This window comes from Blautia sp. HCN-1074 (assembly GCF_037890165.1).
In the GTDB taxonomy this organism is placed as follows: Bacteria; Bacillota; Clostridia; order Lachnospirales; family Lachnospiraceae; genus Blautia_A.
Map to the genome: position 1 here is coordinate 1 of NZ_JBBKBP010000017.1, position 20,242 is coordinate 20,242.

Annotated in this window: 17 protein-coding genes, 1 tRNA gene and 1 riboswitch; all 18 genes read right to left on the reverse strand. The window is 40.9% G+C overall.

What is annotated here, in order from left to right; translation table 11 throughout:
- Positions 1-268: 268 nt before the first annotated feature.
- Positions 269-356 (reverse strand) — tRNA-Ser (locus WKT11_RS13450).
- Positions 357-551: 195 nt separating this feature from the next.
- Positions 552-1,262: a lysophospholipid acyltransferase family protein gene (locus WKT11_RS13455; RefSeq protein ID WP_117845287.1), complete on the reverse strand. Its 711-nt coding sequence runs from the start codon at positions 1,260-1,262 to the stop codon at positions 552-554.
- 17 nt (positions 1,263-1,279) lie between these two features.
- On the reverse strand, positions 1,280-1,837 hold the full coding sequence (locus WKT11_RS13460; protein ID WP_117676549.1) for a hypothetical protein: 558 nt from the start codon (positions 1,835-1,837) through the stop codon (positions 1,280-1,282).
- A gap of 2 nt (positions 1,838-1,839) precedes the next feature.
- Entirely contained in the window at positions 1,840-4,410 is a 2,571-nt protein-coding gene (gene gyrA / locus WKT11_RS13465; protein ID WP_118411363.1) for a DNA gyrase subunit A, read from the reverse strand.
- A 19-nt stretch (positions 4,411-4,429) separates the two neighbouring features.
- Positions 4,430-6,355 (reverse strand): DNA topoisomerase (ATP-hydrolyzing) subunit B, encoded by a 1,926-nt coding sequence (gyrB, locus tag WKT11_RS13470; protein ID WP_117676551.1) that lies wholly within the window; start codon positions 6,353-6,355, stop codon positions 4,430-4,432.
- Positions 6,356-6,614: 259 nt separating this feature from the next.
- Entirely contained in the window at positions 6,615-7,466 is an 852-nt protein-coding gene (gene rsmI, locus WKT11_RS13475) for a 16S rRNA (cytidine(1402)-2'-O)-methyltransferase (RefSeq protein WP_117845291.1), read from the reverse strand.
- Between the two features lie 91 nt (positions 7,467-7,557).
- On the reverse strand, positions 7,558-8,298 hold the full coding sequence (locus WKT11_RS13480) for a tRNA1(Val) (adenine(37)-N6)-methyltransferase (protein WP_117845292.1): 741 nt from the start codon (positions 8,296-8,298) through the stop codon (positions 7,558-7,560).
- A complete protein-coding gene (locus WKT11_RS13485) occupies positions 8,291-9,190 on the reverse strand; it encodes a PSP1 domain-containing protein (RefSeq protein WP_117845293.1) in 900 nt (299 codons plus the stop codon). Before WKT11_RS13485 ends, WKT11_RS13480 begins: the two co-directional genes overlap by 8 nt.
- Position 9,191: 1 nt before the next feature.
- Complete coding sequence (holB, locus tag WKT11_RS13490; RefSeq protein WP_117845294.1) at positions 9,192-10,181, reverse strand: DNA polymerase III subunit delta'; 990 nt, start codon at positions 10,179-10,181, stop codon at positions 9,192-9,194.
- 52 nt (positions 10,182-10,233) lie between these two features.
- On the reverse strand, positions 10,234-10,821 hold the full coding sequence (locus WKT11_RS13495; protein WP_117676556.1) for a guanylate kinase: 588 nt from the start codon (positions 10,819-10,821) through the stop codon (positions 10,234-10,236).
- 10 nt (positions 10,822-10,831) lie between these two features.
- Positions 10,832-12,298, reverse strand: coding sequence for an aminotransferase class I/II-fold pyridoxal phosphate-dependent enzyme (locus WKT11_RS13500; RefSeq protein WP_118516814.1), 1,467 nt, complete (start codon positions 12,296-12,298; stop codon positions 10,832-10,834).
- 12 nt (positions 12,299-12,310) lie between these two features.
- Positions 12,311-13,000 (reverse strand): response regulator transcription factor, encoded by a 690-nt coding sequence (locus tag WKT11_RS13505; RefSeq protein ID WP_117676558.1) that lies wholly within the window; start codon positions 12,998-13,000, stop codon positions 12,311-12,313.
- Positions 12,997-14,145 (reverse strand): sensor histidine kinase, encoded by a 1,149-nt coding sequence (locus WKT11_RS13510; protein WP_445291948.1) that lies wholly within the window; start codon positions 14,143-14,145, stop codon positions 12,997-12,999. The genes WKT11_RS13505 and WKT11_RS13510 overlap by 4 nt, the downstream gene beginning before the upstream one ends.
- A 259-nt stretch (positions 14,146-14,404) precedes the next feature.
- The gene (gene metK, locus WKT11_RS13515) at positions 14,405-15,586 is read right to left on the reverse strand and encodes a methionine adenosyltransferase (RefSeq protein WP_117676560.1); all 1,182 of its coding nucleotides are present in this window, start codon (positions 15,584-15,586) and stop codon (positions 14,405-14,407) included.
- Positions 15,587-15,663: 77 nt separating this feature from the next.
- A riboswitch (SAM riboswitch) is annotated at positions 15,664-15,764 on the reverse strand.
- 95 nt (positions 15,765-15,859) lie between these two features.
- Entirely contained in the window at positions 15,860-17,152 is a 1,293-nt protein-coding gene (locus WKT11_RS13520; protein ID WP_117676561.1) for a UDP-N-acetylglucosamine 1-carboxyvinyltransferase, read from the reverse strand.
- A 228-nt stretch (positions 17,153-17,380) separates the two neighbouring features.
- Complete coding sequence (locus WKT11_RS13525; protein WP_117676562.1) at positions 17,381-17,893, reverse strand: shikimate kinase; 513 nt, start codon at positions 17,891-17,893, stop codon at positions 17,381-17,383.
- A gap of 28 nt (positions 17,894-17,921) precedes the next feature.
- Complete coding sequence (locus tag WKT11_RS13530; RefSeq protein ID WP_117676563.1) at positions 17,922-18,509, reverse strand: flavin reductase family protein; 588 nt, start codon at positions 18,507-18,509, stop codon at positions 17,922-17,924.
- Between the two features lie 50 nt (positions 18,510-18,559).
- Positions 18,560-20,230: a putative manganese-dependent inorganic diphosphatase gene (locus WKT11_RS13535; RefSeq protein WP_117676564.1), complete on the reverse strand. Its 1,671-nt coding sequence runs from the start codon at positions 20,228-20,230 to the stop codon at positions 18,560-18,562.
- Positions 20,231-20,242: the final 12 nt, after the last annotated feature.

Below are 20,242 nucleotides of genomic sequence, written 5' to 3' on the forward strand. Positions count from 1 at the left end.
TGGTTTATTCAACCGTTCTTAAAAATGTAAAGAATTTTCGAGAATCGTATGTGTTTCACTGTTTAGTTATCAAGGTTGTCTGTCTTACGACAGCTTGTTTATTTTATCATGTTGTTTTTGATTTGTCAAGAACTTTTTTAAGTTTTTTCAAATCTTTTTTTCAACCGATTTGCTGTCCGTTGACAGCTTGTTTACTTTATCATAGTCTCAAGCGTTTGTCAACATCTTTTTTTATTTTTTTAAAAAACATTTTTTCAAAAAAATAAAGCGGAGAAGGAGGGATTTGAACCCTCGCGCCGCGTTAGCGACCTATACCCTTAGCAGGGGCACCTCTTCGGCCTCTTGAGTACTTCTCCAGACTCCGAACTAATAGTTCAATATTAAATTCGAATGCACTTTGGAACTTCCCGAAGCGCATTTGTAATTATATGTAAAAAAACCTGTTTTGTCAACAGGTTTTTTTGTTTTTTTTCATATTTTTTATTTTCAACTTCTTTTCGTCATTGATTCTATAGCGAATCATAACTATTTTCCAGCATAAATACGCCATTTCAGGCATATCTGGCTATGGTTTCTTCGATACGTCTTTTTACCTCTGATGCAATTTCTGTTGTTTTCATATCCTTGTATTCTTCATAATATATTGGTTCCAGAAAATGCACCTGTACAGTCAGCTTCTTAACAGAGCCTGTATCAAATGCTTTAAAAGAATCGATCAATGCGACCGGCACGATCGGACATTTTGATTTTGTTGCAGCTTTAAAGCTCCCGCCTTTAAATTCCTGCGGATGATTTCCATCTTTGCTTCTGGTTCCCTCTGCAAAGATCAGATAGTTGCGTCCTTCCTTTACCTCTTTGATAACCTGAAGAATCACCTGCATAGACTGTTTTACATCCTCACGATCGATCATAAAAGCTTTCATGCATGCAAATACCTGTTTCAGAAACGGAACATCCGTAAGTTCCTTCTTGGCAACTACAGAGAATGGCACCGGGCATACTTGTATGATTGCAAGTACGTCAAACAATCCCTGATGATTTGGAAAGAACATAAATCCATTTTTTTTTGGTATGTTCTCTACTCCATGTGCATCAATGATCAGGTTTCCTCCCCGTATTGCTCTGTGGTCTACCTGTTGTAGAAGCTTATATCTTTCCTCTTCTGTATAGCGGTCCACATGTGACGCATACCAGCACAACTTGAACCATCCATATGGAACAAAGAAAAGATTTCTCAATACCATAAATAATATTCTTTTCATTTTTTGTCCTCGATATATTATGATCCTATTTTTTCCGAAATCTTATCTTCATATCCCGGATTCTTCTTGATAAATGTCTCGTATGCTTTTGTATATGTCTTATATGAATCTGTTTTCATAAATTTGGCATACTCTGTCGCAGCCTGAGTTCTCATATCATCTGTGATCTGAGATGGAGCCATGATATAATATGTTTTATCCTGTTTACCTACCATATAGGTCCCTACACATGGATACTCCTGGTCATCCTCCAGAACCAGATTATATGTAATATATACATATGCATACTTATCATTCTCTGAAAGAATCTCACAGTTCTGAACAGATACTTTCTTTGGATTATGTGCTTTAAAGTAATTGAGCGTTGCTGTAATTTCTGTCTGAAGATCTGCTTCGGTATTATCTTTCTGATTATAGCAGTCTTTTACTTTGCTTTCTTTTCCATCAACATAGGACTGTATCAGTTCCTCTGTTACTTTTTCCGGTGATTTATGACTTACACCTCCGCATCCTGCCACGCAGAGTGTCAGTAATACCAACACTCCCGCTACAAGATATCTATACCATTTTTTCATGGTTATTCCTCTTCTCCTCTGTTCTCACCCTGTGCATCCTGATCAGTTTCTTCTGTTACAGCTGATACAGCTTCTGAAATTTTCTCTCCAGTTGCCAGCTGTGTATTCTGGTCTTTCTCTTCTTTATCCCTTACTTTGGCTACGCTGGCTACAGTTACACCCTCTGTAAGATTAATCAGTTTTACACCTGATGTGATTCTTCCAAGAATGGAAATATCGGAGCATGCAATTCTGATAATAATGCCTTCTGTCGTGATCAGCATTACTTCGTTATCCTCATTTACAGCTCTCGCACCAATTACATCACCGGTTTTCTCTGTGATCTTATAACACTTCACACCTTTTCCGCCACGATTCTGGCAGGTAAATTCACCCATAGAAGTACGTTTACCCATACCATTAGCAGATACGATAAGCAGACAGTCTCCCTGAGAATTCAGCTGCATGGAGACAACTTCATCGCCATCATCAAGGTTCATGCCTCGTACGCCCATGGAAGTCCTTCCGGTGCTTCTTACATCTGTCTCTTTGAAACGGATACACTGGCCATTCTTTGTAACAAGAATAATATCTTTCTTATCATCAGTTAATTTGACTTCGATCAGCTCATCATCATCGCGCAAAGTAATCGCTGCCAGTCCTGTCTTACGGACATTTGCATAGTCCTCAGTCGGAGTTTTCTTCACAAGGCCGTTCTTTGTAGCCATCATCAGATAACTTCCCTCATCAAACTTACGGATTGGGATCACTGCTGTGATAAATTCACCCGGCATAAGCTGTAAAAGATTAATGATTGCTGTTCCTCTTGCGGTACGTCCTGCCTCAGGAATCTCATATGCTTTCAGACGGTATACTCGTCCTGTATTTGTGAAGAACATCAGATAATGATGTGTGGTCGTCATCAGAAGTTCTTCAATGTAATCGTCTTCAAGAGTCTGCATTCCCTTGATTCCTCTTCCACCTCTGTTCTGACTTCTGAAATTATCTACTGTCATTCTCTTGATATATCCCAGTTTAGTCATTGTGATCACTGTATTCTCTCTTGGAATCAGATCCTCTGTAGAGATATCATATACGTCAAATCCAATGGCAGTCTTTCTCTCATCTCCATATTTCTCTGCGATTGCGAGAATTTCTTCACGAATCACGCGAAGCAGAAGATTTCTGTCAGCAAGAATTGCTTCGTATTTGCGGATTTTTTCCATTAAGTCAGCATACTCTGCTTCCAGTTTCTCTCTTTCCAGACCTGTCAGAGCACGCAGACGCATATCTACGATTGCCTGAGCCTGAACATCCGTCAGCTCGAAACGCTCCATTAATTCCTGTTTTGCGATCTGTACATTCTGAGAAGCTCTGATAATACGGATTACTTCATCAATATTGTCAAGAGCTTTCAGCAGACCCTCTAAGATATGAGCACGTTCTCTTGCCTTATTCAGATCATATTTTGTTCTTCTGGTCACTACATCTTCCTGGTGAGCCAGGTAGTATTCCAGCATTTCCTTCAGGTTTAACACTTTTGGTTCAAGACTTCCGTTATTTGGAATAAGAGAAAGCATATTTACGCCAAAAGTATCCTGCAGCTGTGTATGCTTGTACAGTAAATTCAGAACTACGTTCGCATTTGCATCTTTTCGCAGATCAATACAGATTCTCATGCCTTCACGGCTGGAATGGTCGTTAAGGTCTGTGATTCCATCAATCTTTTTATCTCTTACAAGGTCTGCGATTTTTGAGATAAGACGCGCTTTGTTTACGAGGTATGGAAGCTCTGTAACGATAATTCTGGATTTTCCGTTTGGAAGAGTCTCAATATTTGTTACCGCACGTACACGGATCTTTCCACGTCCTGTTCTGTATGCCTCTTCAATTCCTCTTCTGCCAAGAATCGTGGCACCAGTTGGGAAATCAGGACCTTTTACGATGTCCAGGATTTCCTCCATAGTGGTTTCTCTCTGTTCTTCAATCGTGTTATCAATGATTTTGACAACAGCATCTATAACTTCTCTCAGATTATGAGGCGGAATATTGGTTGCCATACCTACCGCAATACCGGAAGTTCCGTTTACCAGAAGATTTGGATAACGGGATGGCAGAACAACAGGCTCTCTCTCTGTCTCATCGAAGTTTGGCTGGAAATCAACTGTATCTTTGTTGATATCTGCCAGCATTTCCATGGAAATCTTGCTCAGACGTGCCTCTGTGTATCGCATGGCTGCTGCCCCGTCACCGTCTACAGAACCAAAGTTTCCATGTCCGTCTACCAGCGGATATCTGGTAGACCATTCCTGTGCCATATTTACAAGTGCACCATAAATAGAACTGTCACCATGTGGGTGATATTTACCCATTGTATCACCGACAATACGCGCACATTTACGATGTGGCTTGTCAGGACCATTATTCAACTCTATCATGGAATACAATACACGACGCTGAACCGGTTTCAGACCATCTCTTACATCCGGCAATGCTCTGGAAGCGATAACGCTCATTGCATAGTCAATGTAAGAGTCCTTCATGGTCTTTTCCAGATCCACCTCGTGGACTTTGTCAAAAATATTATCTTCCATTTATCTATTCTCCCTATTATCAGATATCCAGATTCTTTACAAATCTTGCATTCTCTTCAATAAATTCACGTCTTGGCTCTACTTTATCACCCATCAGTGTAGTAAATGTCAGGTCTATCTCAGAAGTTGCTGCTTCATCCATGGTAACCTTGAGAAGAATTCTCTTCTCCGGATCCATAGTTGTCTCCCAAAGCTGGTCTGCATCCATCTCTCCAAGACCTTTGTATCGCTGAATCTTGTTATTTCCGTCACGACCGATATCTGTCAGAATCTGATTCAGCTCATCATCATCGTATGCATACCATACTTTCTTGTTCTTTTCAATCTTATATAACGGTGGCTGAGCAAGGTATACATAGCCCTGTTTGATAAGTTCCGGCATAAAACGATACAGGAAAGTCAGCAGTAAAGTCGCGATATGTGCACCATCGACATCGGCATCAGTCATGATAATGATCTTGTGATATCTAAGCTTACTGATATCAAAGTCATCATGGATACCTGTTCCGAAAGCTGTGATCATTGCTTTAATCTCAGCATTTGCATAAATCTTGTCCAGACGTGCTTTCTCTACATTCAGGATCTTACCTCTCAGTGGAAGAATCGCCTGTGTTACACGATTTCTGGCTGTCTTTGCAGAACCACCGGCGGAATCTCCCTCTACGATGTAAATTTCGCAGTTCTCCGGATTCTTGTCTGAACAGTCAGCAAGTTTTCCAGGAAGTGACATATTATCAAGTGCTGATTTTCTTCTGGTGAGATCACGAGCCTTACGTGCAGCCTCACGTGCTCTCTGTGCAAGGACAGATTTCTCTACGGTAGCTTTCGCTACTGTCGGATTCTGTTCAAGAAAGATTTCAAGCTGTCTGCTTACCACGCTGTCAACAGCACCTCTTGCTTCGCTGTTTCCAAGTTTCTGTTTTGTCTGTCCCTCAAACTGAGGATTCTCAATCTTAACACTGACAATAGCAGTCAGACCCTCTCGGATGTCATCACCACTCAAGTTCGGTTCGCTGTCTTTGAGCAATTTATTCTTTCTTGCATAATCATTGAACGTTTTAGTCAGAGCATTTCTGAAACCTACAATATGAGTACCGCCCTCAGGTGTATTAATGTTATTTACAAATCCATAGCAGTTCTCGGTATAAGAGTCATTGTGCTGCATGGCAACTTCTACAGATACACCGTTCTGCTGCCCTTCACAGTAAATGATCTCCGGATACAGTGCCTCTTTACTTCTGTTAAGATAGCTTACAAACTCACGGATACCACCTTCGTAATGGAAAACTTTCTCTCTTTCCATTCCTTCTCTGGTATCTTTCAGACAGATTCTCAGTCCTTTTGTCAAAAACGCCATCTCTCTCAGACGCTGTTTCAGGATATCGTAGTCATATACTGTTTCCTCAAAGATTTCTTTATCCGGCAGGAATACAACAGTCGTTCCTGATTTATCCGGCTCACAATCTCCTACAACTTTCAAAGGATACATTGTTTTACCACGCTCATAACGCTGCTGATAAATTTTACCTTCATGGTAAATTTTTACTTCCAGCCAGGTAGAAAGTGCGTTTACTACAGATGCACCTACTCCATGAAGACCACCTGAAACCTTGTACCCTCCACCGCCGAACTTACCACCGGCATGAAGAATGGTGAATACTACTTCGACAGCAGGAATTCCTGCTTTATGATTGATACCTACCGGAATACCACGTCCGTTATCTACGACTGTGATAGAATTATCCGGATTAATAACTACCTGAATCTCCGTACAAAATCCAGCAAGTGCTTCGTCAACTGCATTGTCTACGATCTCATAAACCAGATGATGAAGACCTCTGCTGGATGTACTTCCGATATACATACCTGGTCTCTTTCGTACGGCTTCCAAACCTTCCAGAATCTGGATTTGATCCGCTCCGTATTCTGTATTTTCTCCGCCCATTTCTTTCCTCCTGTTATATATAGTTATCACCAGAATATATCTGAAAACCCTTGCGGGTTAATTTCCGCAAGAAACCATAAACTGGGTTACTGTTCACTTCATTCTCAGTAACTAAACAGGTTTTCAAATATATTCTGGTATTTGGACATAATAATACAAATTTATTATAGCACAAAAGCCTGTTTCTTGCTACAAATTATATAAAAAGAATCCCCGCTAACGGGAATTCTCCTATAAATTCTTCTGTGGTTTTTGCTTTTTATTTATCCGAATTGTTAATGAGATACTGATAAACATCTCTCTTCGTCATACCTCTGTCATTTGCCACCAGTTTCATGGCTTCTTTTCTGGAATGGCCTTTGTTTTCGTATAGTTCCATATGTTCTTCTATCGTTATTTTTTCCCAGGAAGCTTTCTGTTCTTCTTCCATTTCTTTTCTGTTTCTGCCTTCGATTACCAGAACACATTCACCCAGTGGTTTCTCCGTCTGATAATACAGAATCAGATCATCAATCGTAGAATGAAAAGCAGTTTCATGTTTCTTTGTCAGTTCTCTGCAAAGCGTCATCCTGCGGTTTCCCAACGTTTCTTTCAGTTCCTCCAGAGTCCTTACCAGTCTGTGTGGTGCTTCGTAGAGAATAATGGTTCTCGTTTCATTCTTCAGTTCTTCCAGAATCTGTTTTCGTTCTTTCTTATCTGCCGGCAGAAAAGCTTCAAAAGCAAATCTTCTCGTTGGTAGCCCGGACAATGTCAGTGCTGTAATACAGGCAGCAGGTCCAGGAAGTGATGTTACCTCGATTCCAGCCTCATAACACATCGCAGCCAGTTCTTCTCCCGGATCAGAAATACCAGGTGTTCCTGCATCTGTGATCAATGCGATATTCTGGCCTTCCTGCATTTTGTTGATCAGTACATATGCCTTGTCGATTTTGTTATATTCATGATAGCTGGTCATAGGCGTCTTTATATCAAAATGATTCAGCAGTTTGATACTGTTTCTGGTATCTTCTGCTGCAATAAGGTCCACTTCTTTTAATGTGCGAAGTACCCGGAGTGTGATATCCTCCAGGTTTCCTATGGGTGTTGCGCACAAATACAATTTACCACTCATAATTTATTCCTCTCATATTACTTTGCCGATAATGTTTTTTCGTAACTGTAAATCAACTAAACAATTACGATTTTTCCACAATTCCTGTTCATCAGATCATATCATAAATCTTCAGGATATTCTCCGTATAAACTCCCGGCTCTTTATATACGATCAACGGCGGCTCCACTGTCACTCTGGAATTTCCGCCTTTTAATGCCTCAATCAGAACCATATTCGGCTCTCTGTCTATGTATGGATACACCAGCTGCATTCTTTTCGGCTCCAGGCGGTATTTTGTAAGAACATTCATAATCTCTGCAAGCCGAAATGGTCTGTGCACCATATAAAATCTCCCACGCTCTTTCAGAACTTTTGCTGCCTGACTTACCACATCTTCCAAATTACATAATACTTCATGTCTGGCGATTGCCTTTGGCATATCCGGGTTTCTTAGTCCGTGCTGTCCAATCATATAAGGTGGATTGCTTGTCACTACATCAAAAGAGGCCGCCCCAAAAATCTCAGCAGCCTCTTTAATATCTCCCTGCACGATATCAACATCGTTCTCCAGGTGATTATACATGACACTGCGTCCGGCCATATCTGCACATTCCTGCTGAATCTCAAGACCTGTGAAATGTTTTCCACTTGTTTTAGCCTTGAGCAGAATCGGAATAATTCCTGTTCCTGTTCCCATGTCCAGAGCAATCTCACCTTTTTTCACTTTTGCAAAGCCGGAAAGAAGAACCGCATCCATTCCAAAACAGAATTTATCCGGATCCTGAATCACATAATATCCGTTTTGAAGATCATCTACGCGTTCGTTATCTTTTACCAGCTGATCAGTCATTTAATTTGGGATCTCCTTTTTTGTCTTCCAGATTTCCAAGTTCCTTTAATTCTTTGTCTGAGACTTTGACTTTCTTCTTTCTCGGACGGAATTTCAGTTCATCCACCGGAAATTCCTGAATCTCTTTCTCGTCATTAATCTCAACGATTACCTTTACACGCTGACGAAGTACGTTCACACTGTGTACAGTTCCTGTAAGTCCATCCGGAGTTGTGACAGAATCGCCCAGTCCCGGAAGTTTCTTATTCAGTTCCTCATATGTTTCCTGCTCATTCTTCAGACAGCACATTAATCTTCCACATACTCCGGAAATCTTTGTCTGGTTAAGAGACAGATTCTGCTCTTTCGCCATCTTAATAGATACCGGTGCAAATTCTGAAAGATAAGTATGGCAGCACAAACATCTTCCACATATACCGATTCCACCAAGAATCTTCGTTTCATCACGAACACCGATCTGTCGAAGTTCAATACGTGTTTTGAAAATTGCTGCGAGATCCTTTACAAGCTGACGGAAATCAATTCTGCCGTCTGCCGTAAAATAAAACAATACTTTATTGTTATCAAATGTATATTCCGCATCTATCAGCTTCATCTCCAGACCATGCTCACGAATCTTCTTCTGACAGATTTTAAACGCTTCTCTCTCTCTGACTCTGTTCTGTGCCTCTCGCTCATCGTCCTCCTTTGTCGCTACGCGGAGTACTTCTTTGAGAGGATGAACAACATCTTCCTCACCTACTTCCCTCGGTGCAAGTACAACTTTCCCGTACTCTATTCCACGGGCAGTCTCCACGATCACATGATCGCCAGTTTTAATCTCGTAATCCTTAGGGCTGAAATAATAAATCTTGCCTACATTACGAAATCTTACGCCTACTACTTTTGTCATTCTATTTCTCCCTGATCGTCAGGAACAGTAATTCAAATGCCAGGTCAAAATTAACATTTGCTTTCAGACGTACCTTTGTCTTCTGAATGGAATCCAGGATTTTCTCCAGATTCTCATAGGAACGCTGTTTCGCCTGTTCTCTGATAAAATTAATTTCCTGCTTAAATACCAGATTATCAACTTCCTGTGTTGCCTTGAACATCAGGACATCTCTGAACCAGAACTGGAAAATATCCAGATAATCATTAATGTTCTGTTTCTCTCCTGAAAGGCTCTTGATCGCATCTGACAGTTCATAAACTTCCATGGTATTTGCATATTTAAGGATTCTCAGTGCATTCTGAGTCATCTCTGCAAATTCCCGGGAAGTGGCGGCTTCCTTTGCTCTTCCGATACTTCCCTGTGCAAAAGACGCATCAATCTCTGCCTGATAGTCAGGAACATGAAGATGTTCCATCAGGTATTTCTTCACAAGACCATCATCTACTACCTTCAGGTCAAGACGAACACATCTTGACTGAATCGTTGGCAGCAGTCCACCTATATTATTCGTCAATAACATGATCACTGCATATTCCGGCGGCTCCTCAATTGTTTTAAGAAGAGCATTCTGTGCCTGCGGTGTCATAAGATCTGCATCTGCAATAATATAAATCTTGTAGGGACTATAATATGGCCTGATATCCACATCATGAATCACCTGATCCCTGATCTCATCAATTGTGATCGTTCCCGGTTTCTCATGTGTAACCATAATAATATCCGGATGATTCTTGCCCATAGCTTTCTTACAGGAATCACATTTCTGACACGGTTCTGTACCGCCGGCTTCGCATTGGAGTGTAGCCGCAAAAGTTCCTGCAAGAAGTTTCTTACCAGAACCTGGTTCGCCGGTAAAAATATAAGAATGCGATATTTTTCCCGCATCTATTGCATTTTTTAAATGTCCGATAATCTCATCATGTCCGATAATGTTGTTAAATCCCATCATAAGAATCACCTCACCAGTCCGTTTTGTAAGATATTATACCATAAAAGAAGATCTATTGCATAGATTTTATATAATTTACGATTTCTTTCACACATTCGTCGAGATCTATATTCTGAAAACGTTTCCATATTCCGGCCCGGAGAATGTTCTCCTCTGAGAAATCCGACTGGTCCGCAATAAACCGTCTGCACATTTCCTCGTATTTCGGATTTGCCTGCTCACGCTCCCTCTTAAGAGCGCGGCTAAGTCTTTCGCCATCTTCTACCTGGATATAAACAGGGCAGACCGCATCATCCCCATAATATTTACGCATTTTCTTAAAGGATTCCAGCGTTCCAATACCAAGGTAATCAGAACCAGTCAGGTCCACCTGTCCGTCATCTGCGGTAAAATATGTCCAGATTCCGTGAACGGTATGATATGCTCTCGCCTCGATCAGATTTCCGTTTCTGCGAAATTCTTTCAGTTTCTTATCATCTACAAAGTAGTAATTCTTCCCATCCTGTTCCCCTGCCCTGATAGGGCGTGTCGTATACAGGACCAATGTCTTTAAATTCAGTTCCTTATGTGCGGCCAGAAGTGAATAAATTCTGTCTTTTCCGGACGCACTTTTTCCCATAATGTAAAAAATCTTTCCCATGTCTGCTATTTTATTCCTTTGCCGGACTGTCATCTTCCTGTCCCGATTCATTTCGGGCCGCCACGCAGATCGTCTCAGCAGATGTATCACTAAGCCCCTGCACTTCCAGTCCCTGTTCCATGTATCTTCTCACATTTCGTACGAATTGTCCAGTTATCTGCTCTCCCGGCACAATAATCGGGATTCCCGGCGGATACAGGTAAGCAAACTCTGCACTGACCTTTCCAATACTCTCTTCCAGAGGATATCTTCTCTGCTGTGCATCCATTGCCTGGGAAATACTCATAAGCTGCTTCATTCTCGCATAAGAAACAGTCTCCTGGGATTCCTCCGCTGAAGCTACGAATTCTGTCTCTGTATCAATCTGTTCAATCGCATCACATAATCTTTCAAATCCCTCTTTGGTATCTCCAACTGCCGCAATCCCCAGCGCATATTTCTCCGCTTCCATTTCCATCTCAATATGAAATCTGTCGCGAAGCATCTCGTGAAGCTGATGTCCATTAATTGAAGTTCCCACTGTTGAAAAGAGAAGCTTCGATCTGTCAAAATCATAGATTCCGGTTCCCTTAATCATAGAGGCTTCGATCAGCCTTATCTTTTCACAATTTGACAGTCTCTGCCTAGCTTGTTCCAGATTAAAGGTAAATTCCCGAAACATCTGCTGCCCATCTTTTTTTAATTTATCCATACACGCATCCATGCTTGCCATCAGAATATAAGAAGGACTGCTGGTCTGATAAATGCCCATAAATCTTCTGATTTTCTCCACATCTGCCATGTCACTGCATATATGAATCACCGCCGTCTGTGTCATAGATGGAAGCGTTTTGTGAAAACTCTGAATGACGATATCTGCTCCCAGATCTGCCGCCGAAACCGGAAAATAATCTGAAAAATGAAAATGTGCACCATGTGCTTCATCCACAATCAGTGGAATCTCATGTCTATGCACCACTTCTGCAATCGCCTTTATATCAGACACAATTCCGTCATATGTAGGAGATGTCAGCAGAAATGCCTGTACATCCGGATTTTCTTCCAGATATCTTTCCACACGCTCGGCAGAAATCCCTCCGTTTATCCCCAGCCGGTGATCTTCGTGTGGATAAATATAGACAGGCTGTAATTCTCTTAAGTACAATGCATGATAAACTGCTTTATGACAGTTTCTTGCCACAAGTATCCTGCCACCTTTACTTACGCTTGCACTGACTGCTGCCAGAAGTGCAGCTGTGCTTCCATTTACACTAAAAAAACATTTCTTTGTCCCATAAATCTTAGCTGCATATTCCTGTGCTTCCTTCAGGATTCCTTCTGCATGATGAAGATTATCAAACCCGGAAATCTCCGTAATGTCTCTCTCAAAAGGAAACTCTCCTGCTGAGGATGCCTTATTTCGCTTATGTCCCGGCATATGAAATGGATAATAATCCGACTGCCCATAACTTTCTAATTTTTTATATAATCTTTCCATTTTCTTCCTTTCTTATACTTTAAATCTGTAACCAACCCCCCAGATTGTCTCAATATACTGCGGTTTGGCCGTATTAAATTCGATTTTTTCACGAATTTTTTTAATGTGAACAGTAACTGTTGCAATGTCTCCCACTGATTCCATATCCCAGATTTCTCTGAACAGTTCTTCTTTAGTAAATACTCTGTTAGGATTCTCTGCAAGGAATGTAAGAAGATCATACTCTTTGGATGTAAAGGTTGTCTCCTCTCCGTTCACCCATACACGGCGTGCAGTCTTGTCAATCTTAATGCCTCGAATCTCCACAATATCATTCTTTCTCACATTTGATCCGATCAGACGATTATATCTGTCCATATGTGCCTTGACTCTGGCTACCAGCTCACTCGGGCTAAACGGTTTTGTCATATAGTCATCTGCGCCAAGCCCCAGACCTCTAATCTTATCTATATCATCTTTCTTTGCAGACACCATAATAATTGGTGTATTTTTCTCCTGGCGCACCTGTCTGCAGATATCAAAGCCATCCACTTCCGGCAACATCAGATCCAGAATGATCAGATCAAATTCCTCATTCAGCGCCTTAGTCAGCCCTGTATCTCCTCTGTTACAAATCTCAACCTCAAATCCGGACAGTTCCAGATAGTCTTTCTCCAGATCTGCGATTGCTTCTTCATCTTCTATGATTAAAATCCTGCTCATTTCATTGGTACCTCCTGATACTTTCTAAGTACAAAATACATAATCGTGCCAATTCCAAGTCTGCTTGTAGCCCAGACCTTTCCACCATGATCCTCAAGAATTTTCTTTACAATGGAAAGTCCGATTCCGCTTCCACCCTTGGAAGAATTTCTCGACACATCCGTTCTGTAAAAACGGTCAAAAATAGATGTAAGATCTTTTGCAGCTATTCCTTTTCCATTATCCTCTATCTCAACCTGTATGAAATCACCTACGTCTTTAACACGAATCTGAATGATTCCCTTCGGTTTATCCATATATTTGATGGCATTACTGATAATGTTATGGATTACACGACGGATCTGTTCACCATCTGCGATTACCTGTACGCCACTCTCCACATAATTCGCATATACCAGTTCTATTCCTCTTGTTTCCAGTTCCAGTCCTGTTTCTTCCGCACAGTCGCTGAAATAATCCTCTACATTCAGTTTACTGAATGTATATGGAATTCTGTTTGTATCAATCTTGGAATAAAAGGTCAGCTCGTTAATCAGATGATCCATCTCATTCGTCTTGTTATAGATGGTCTTTACATAACGATTCATTTTCTCCGGAGTGTCTGCCACCCCATCCATAATGCCTTCTACATATCCTTTCACTGCGGTGATAGGTGTTTTAAGATCGTGGGAAATATTACTGATCAGTTCCTTGTTCTCTTTATCCAAAAGAACTTTCTCTTCTGCCGACTCTTTCAGCCGTTTTCTCATCTCTTCAAAATCTCTGCAAAGCTCTGAGAATTCGTCATCTCCCTCTACTTCCAGAACGAAGTCCAGATTTCCCTCTTTGATATTCTGAGTCGCTTTCTTTAATTTTACCAGTGGTGTTGCAATGCTTCTGTATATCCACAACCCTATCGACAAAGATGTAAAAACCAGAATTACCGTCGCCGTAAATAATACATCTTTGGCTATCAATTTTACCTGAGTCTGGCTGTTGGCTGATTCTCCAACAGAAATATCATACACAACCTCTGAAGAATTCTTTGCCTGCTGCGCAAATTTCGTATGGCTTAATCCATATAAAGTTGCTGAAAATAAAAGCAGCGGAACCAGAATGCTCATGCCGAACCCCACTATGATCCTTGTCTTTAACTTCATTTGAATCATCCTTTATCTTTTTTATTTAACCGGATCAAACAAGTTTCCCATTTCCATTACAAGGCACAAAACAGCAGCCTTATCCAATCCGGACAGCTTAAAAATATTATATCATAAAGTCTCTTTGCCATATCTAAATTTTCTATAAAAAGAACAGGAATCATCTGTCAGATATTTACAGATAATTCCTGTTTCCTCTTTTTTGTATTTCAATTTTCTCACAACTGTATTTTCACAGTTGCTGCAATATCTTCCCTGCTATCAATTATGCAAGATATTTCTTAAGATCATCAACCTTGTCAAGATGTTCCCATGGAAGATCTACATCTGTACGACCAAAGTGTCCGTAAGCAGCTGTCTGTTTGTAAATCGGTCTTCTCAGGTCAAGCATCTTAATGATTCCAGCCGGACGAAGGTCAAAGTTCTCACGAATAATCTCAACCAGTTTTGTATCAGAAAGTTTGCCTGTTCCAAATGTTTCTACGTGGATAGATGTCGGATGAGCAACACCGATTGCATAGGAAAGCTGAATCTCACATTTATCTGCAAGACCTGCTGCAACGATATTCTTTGCAACATAACGTGCAGCATATGCTGCAGAACGGTCAACCTTTGTGCAGTCTTTTCCGGAGAAAGCTCCGCCGCCGTGACGACCAGCTCCACCATATGTATCAACAATGATCTTACGTCCTGTAAGTCCACTGTCACCGTGAGGTCCGCCGATTACGAAACGTCCTGTCGGGTTGATGAAGTACTGTGTATTCTCATCTACCATATCTGCCGGGATAATCTCATCAAATACATATTTCTTGATATCTTCATGAATCTGCTCCTGAGTTACATCCGGATCATGCTGTGTAGAGCATACAACAGTATCGATACGGAAAGGTTTTCCAGCTTCATCATATTCAACTGTAACCTGAGTTTTTCCATCTGGTCTTAAGTAAGTTAATGTACCGTCTTTACGAACTTTTGTCAGCTGACGTGCAAGTTTATGTGCCATGTTGATTGCATATGGCATATATTCTTCTGTTTCGTTTGATGCGTAACCAAACTGGATACCCTGATCTCCGGCTCCGATAGCGTTGATCTCATCTTCACCCATCTTAGCTTCCAGTGCTTTATCTACACCAAGAGCGATATCTGCAGACTGTTTATCCAGAGCTGTGATAACTGCACATGTATCTGCGTCAAATCCATATTTACCACGGTCATATCCAATCTCACGAACAGTATCTCTTACGATCTGCTGAATATCGATATTTGCAGTTGTTGTGATTTCCCCCATTACCAGTACAAGACCTGTTGTTGTAGCTGTTTCGCATGCAACACGTCCCATTGGATCCTGTTCCATGATTGCATCAAGAACGGCGTCGGAAATGGCATCGCACATTTTATCCGGATGGCCTTCAGTTACAGATTCAGAAGTAAATAAAATTTTCTCCATTGTATTCTCCTTTTTTCTATGTGTTAACAAAAAGAAACAGCCCGAAGTAATCGGACTGTCTGATTATCTCAACAATCCTCTTATTGTTCGATCACTCGCTCAGGTTGGCACCTTCCTCCACTAAAGGGGTTGCCGTGGCTTCGCAGATCCTTTGTATCTCCACCACTCTGAATAAAAGGCTATTACTAATTATTAACTTTCATTAATATTGCTGCACACCATACAATATACTTAACATCGATAATTGTCAAGCTATTTTTTTGGTATTTTTTATCATCCCACTCTTAAACGGAATTTCTGGATTTCTTTCTCACTGGATACTCTCTCGATCTCAGCGCCAAGGGATCTGAGCTTCTCTTCGAAATTCTCATATCCTCTCTGGATATAAACAATATCATCAACAATAGTGATTCCATCTGCTGCAAGACCTGCAATTACAAGAGCTGCACCGGCACGAAGATCAGGAGCACTTACTCTTGCACCAGTAAGCTTCTTCACTCCATCAATAATTGCTGAATTACCTTCAACCTTGATGTTAGCTCCCATACGTGAAAGTTCATCCGCATATTTAAATCTGTTCTCAAAAATGCTCTCCGTTACAATACTGGTACCTTCTGCAAGCGCCAGTGTTACAGCGATCTGTGGCTGCATATCTGTCGGATATCCCGGGTATGGGAGAGTTTTTACATGAGTACGATGAAGTCTGCCTGTAGAACGTACACGAACTGCATCATCAAATTCTTCAACTTCGCATCCGATTTCCTCAAGCTTAGCAGTGGTTGCCTCTAAGTGTTTCGGGATTACGTTCTTAACTGTAATATCTCCGCCAGTTGCTGCTGCCGCAAACATAAATGTACCAGCTTCAATCTGATCCGGAATAATAGAATATTCTGTACGGTGAAGTTTCTCTACGCCTTTAATACGGATAACATCAGTTCCTGCACCCTTAATATTAGCTCCCATGCTGTTTAAGAAGTTTGCAACATCTACTACATGCGGCTCTCTGGCTGCGTTTTCCAGGATAGTACGTCCCGGAGCCAGTGATGCTGCCATCATAATATTGATTGTTGCACCAACAGAAACAACATCAAGGAAAATATGGCTTCCATGAAGTTCATCTGCTTTTGCAACGATCGCGCCATGCATGATATCAACCTCAGCACCAAGTGCTCTGAATCCCTTCAGATGCTGATCGATCGGACGGCTTCCGATATTGCATCCGCCCGGAAGCGGTACTTCTGCATGTTTGTACTTACCAAGAAGTGCTCCCAGCAGATAGTAGGAAGCTCTGATCTTCTTGATATATTCATAATCAACACTTACATCTCCAATTGTAGATCCGTTAATCTTTACAGTAGATTTATCAATACGGTCTACCTGTGCTCCAATACCAGCGATTGCTTCAAGCAATACATTGATATCCCTTACATCCGGCAGATTCTCTATAAGAATCGTCTCATCAGTCATTATGGCTGCTGCAAGAATAGCAAGTGCCGCATTCTTGGCACCGGCAATCTCAACCTCACCAACTAAAGGGTTGCCTCCTTTAATAACATACTGTTCCATATCACACCTCTATAATTATTTTCACTCCACGAGCAGAATTAAGTACATCTTACTCCATACAAAAACAGCTTTTTTGCGGGTTTTATAACAACGTACATTTTATTTCAAATGAATATATGTTTATACTAAACGATCATCTTATTTTAAAGTCAGTTGTATATTATAACATATATTTAACATTTGTAAACAAAAATTATTTACCACTATCTGCTTCAGGACCTGTAATAATCACTTTCCCTGCTCTTTGATATGTATTATCTCCAGAATTGCTCTGAGACTTTCATCCAAATCTTTCCCATCCTCATCAATGGTAATATCTGCATATTTTTCGTATAAAGGTACTCGTTCTTCGTATAAGTCTTTCAGGCTTTGTCCATCCTTAAGCAGAACTCCACGTCCCTTAAGATCTCCAAGTCTTTTGGATAAAGCTTCCAGAGATAATTTAAGATAAATAACTTTACCTATGGATTTCAGATGCTCCATTGCTTCCTCGCAGTAAATAACACTTCCGCCAGGCGCAATCACTGTATCTGTCACATGAATAGCTACATTAACACGATTCTCTATTTCCATAAAACGTTCCGGCCCGTCCTGCGCTATGATTTCAGAAAGTTTTCTTTTCTCCTCTTTCTGAATCAGAAGATCAGAGTCCAGAAACTCATATCTCAAAGCTTTTGCAAGAATAACTCCTATTGTACTTTTCCCTGAGCCGGGCATTCCTATTAATGTCACATTATTCATGTTTATGTCCTTTCATTTTACCATACTTTTATCGTTTTTTACCGGAAGATTTTTTCTTCTTTTTTACGCTGTAACCAAAGGTTCCCAGTTTCTTTCCGATTCCCAGATATTCACCATGGGAATATACCAGCGGCTTCGCATCATTGAGATGAAATTTCTTCTTCTCATCCATATATTCCGGATCTGCATGGACTGCAAGTACATCTGCCAGAAACATATGATGAGAGCCTAACTCCAGAACCTGTTTCACTCTGCACTCAATACTTACCGGAGATTCGGCGATCATCGGTGCTTTAATAAATTCTGCCTTTTCCTTTGTAAGCCTCATTTCCTTAAACTTATCAACATCCCGGCCGGAACGTACACCACAATAATCTGTAGCATATGCCAGCTTCTCCGTTGTCAGGTTTATTACAAATTCCCCTGTTTTTCTGATCATATCATAAGAAAAACGGGATGGTCTTACGGAAATGGATACCATGGGCGGATTGGTACACACAGTCCCTGCCCATGCAACTGTAATAATATTATCATTACCCTCTCCGTCAGAAACACTTACCATAACTGCCGGAAGAGGATAAAGCATATTTCCTGCTTTCCAAGTCTCTTTTGCCATTCTATATTCCTTAACTGTTTTATTGTTAACACACGATAATTCACCACTTATCAGCTGTAGTCATTCTGTCCCGCCTGTGCAGCTTCCATAAGTGCCGGAATCAGCTGTTTCTTACGTGAAACTACACCTTTCAGGTCAAAGACACCATCCTTCGGTTCCATGTGAAATGCGATACGCGCCATTTCTTCACTGCCCTCACCATAATAAAGAAGTTCAGTAGACTCCTCAATAATATTAGTAAGCATAAAGAATACGCGGGTAACTCCATGGCGACCACACTCGCTGACCATAAACGGAACCAGTCGTTCCTTTATTTCTACCAGCTCGTCGCTGTCCATAGAACTGATCTGTCCAACACCAAAGTTGATCTCGTCTTCTGCGATAAACTTCTTGTAATCCTGATAGAAAATCTCTTCCGGAGATTTATCTTTGAGGTTACTTCCTGCCTTAAACATTTCTCTGGCAAATTTTTCAATATCGATTCCTGCAATTAATGCCAACGCACCTGCTGCCATTTTATCTGATAAAGTGCAGGTCGGTGAACGGAACATCAAAGTATCTGAAATAATCGCAGCGCAGAGAAGTCCGGCGATGGTCGGTGAAATTTCAAGCTTCTGTTCGCCATACATTTCATACAGAATCGTTGCCGTACATCCAACCGGCTGATTTCTGAAAGAGATTGGTACCATTGTCTCTAAAGAACCAAGTTTATGATGGTCAATGATCTCTACAATCTCTGCCTTATCAATATTATCTACCGCCTGGTCTTTCTCATTATGATCCACAAGTGCAACTTTCTTCTTGTGCATATCCAGGAAGTTTCTTCGGGAAATCGTTCCGATACATTTTCCCTTTTTATTGATTACAGGGAATGCACGATGACGATGTTTGATCATCTCATTCTGAATATCATCGGTGAAATCTTCTGTGTTAAATGTAACCAGATTATCTGTTTTCATGATATATCTTACCGGAATACTCTGGTTGATCAGTCTCGCAATTGTAAATGTATCGTACGGAGACATAATGATCGCGATTTCTTTTTCATGAGCAAGTTTAATTACTTTCTCACTGACTTCAATTCCCATTCCAACGATAATACAGCTTACGTTCTGTGCAATTGCCTGAAGATGATCCTCTTCTCTGTCTCCCATGATGAGCAAGTCATCTTCTTCAATATAGGCTTTGAGCATTTCCGGATTTGCTGTTCCTACCAGAACTTTTCCCTTTGTAAAATATCCATGCTCATTTCCCTCTATCACAGTACCTGCAATTGTCTCGGCAATTCTTCTGTACTGTGTTCTTGCTCTGGATAACAGATAGCTGTCCGTTGTATCCATATAAGTCTTGGCGATATCGCCGATAGTGATCAGACCTTCCAGCTGCCCGTCTTTATCTCTGATCGGGAGAGATACGATACTCTTCTCCATCATCAGATCCCACGCATTCTTCAGGGACATACTCTTGTCTGCATCCGGACTCATACGGATATCCATATCCTTTACCTGAGTTCCGATATTAGACAGATATCCAGGTGGCTGCATTCCAAAACGGTTTAATACATATTCTGTTTCTTCATTAATCTGTCCTGCACGTTTCGGAATATATTTTACTTTCTGAGAAGTCCTGTTTTTGATGTCCGCATAGGCGATTGCTGAACAGATAGAATCCGTATCGGGATTCTTATGACCTATTACAAATATTTTTTCCTGATTTCTCATACAGATTTTAAC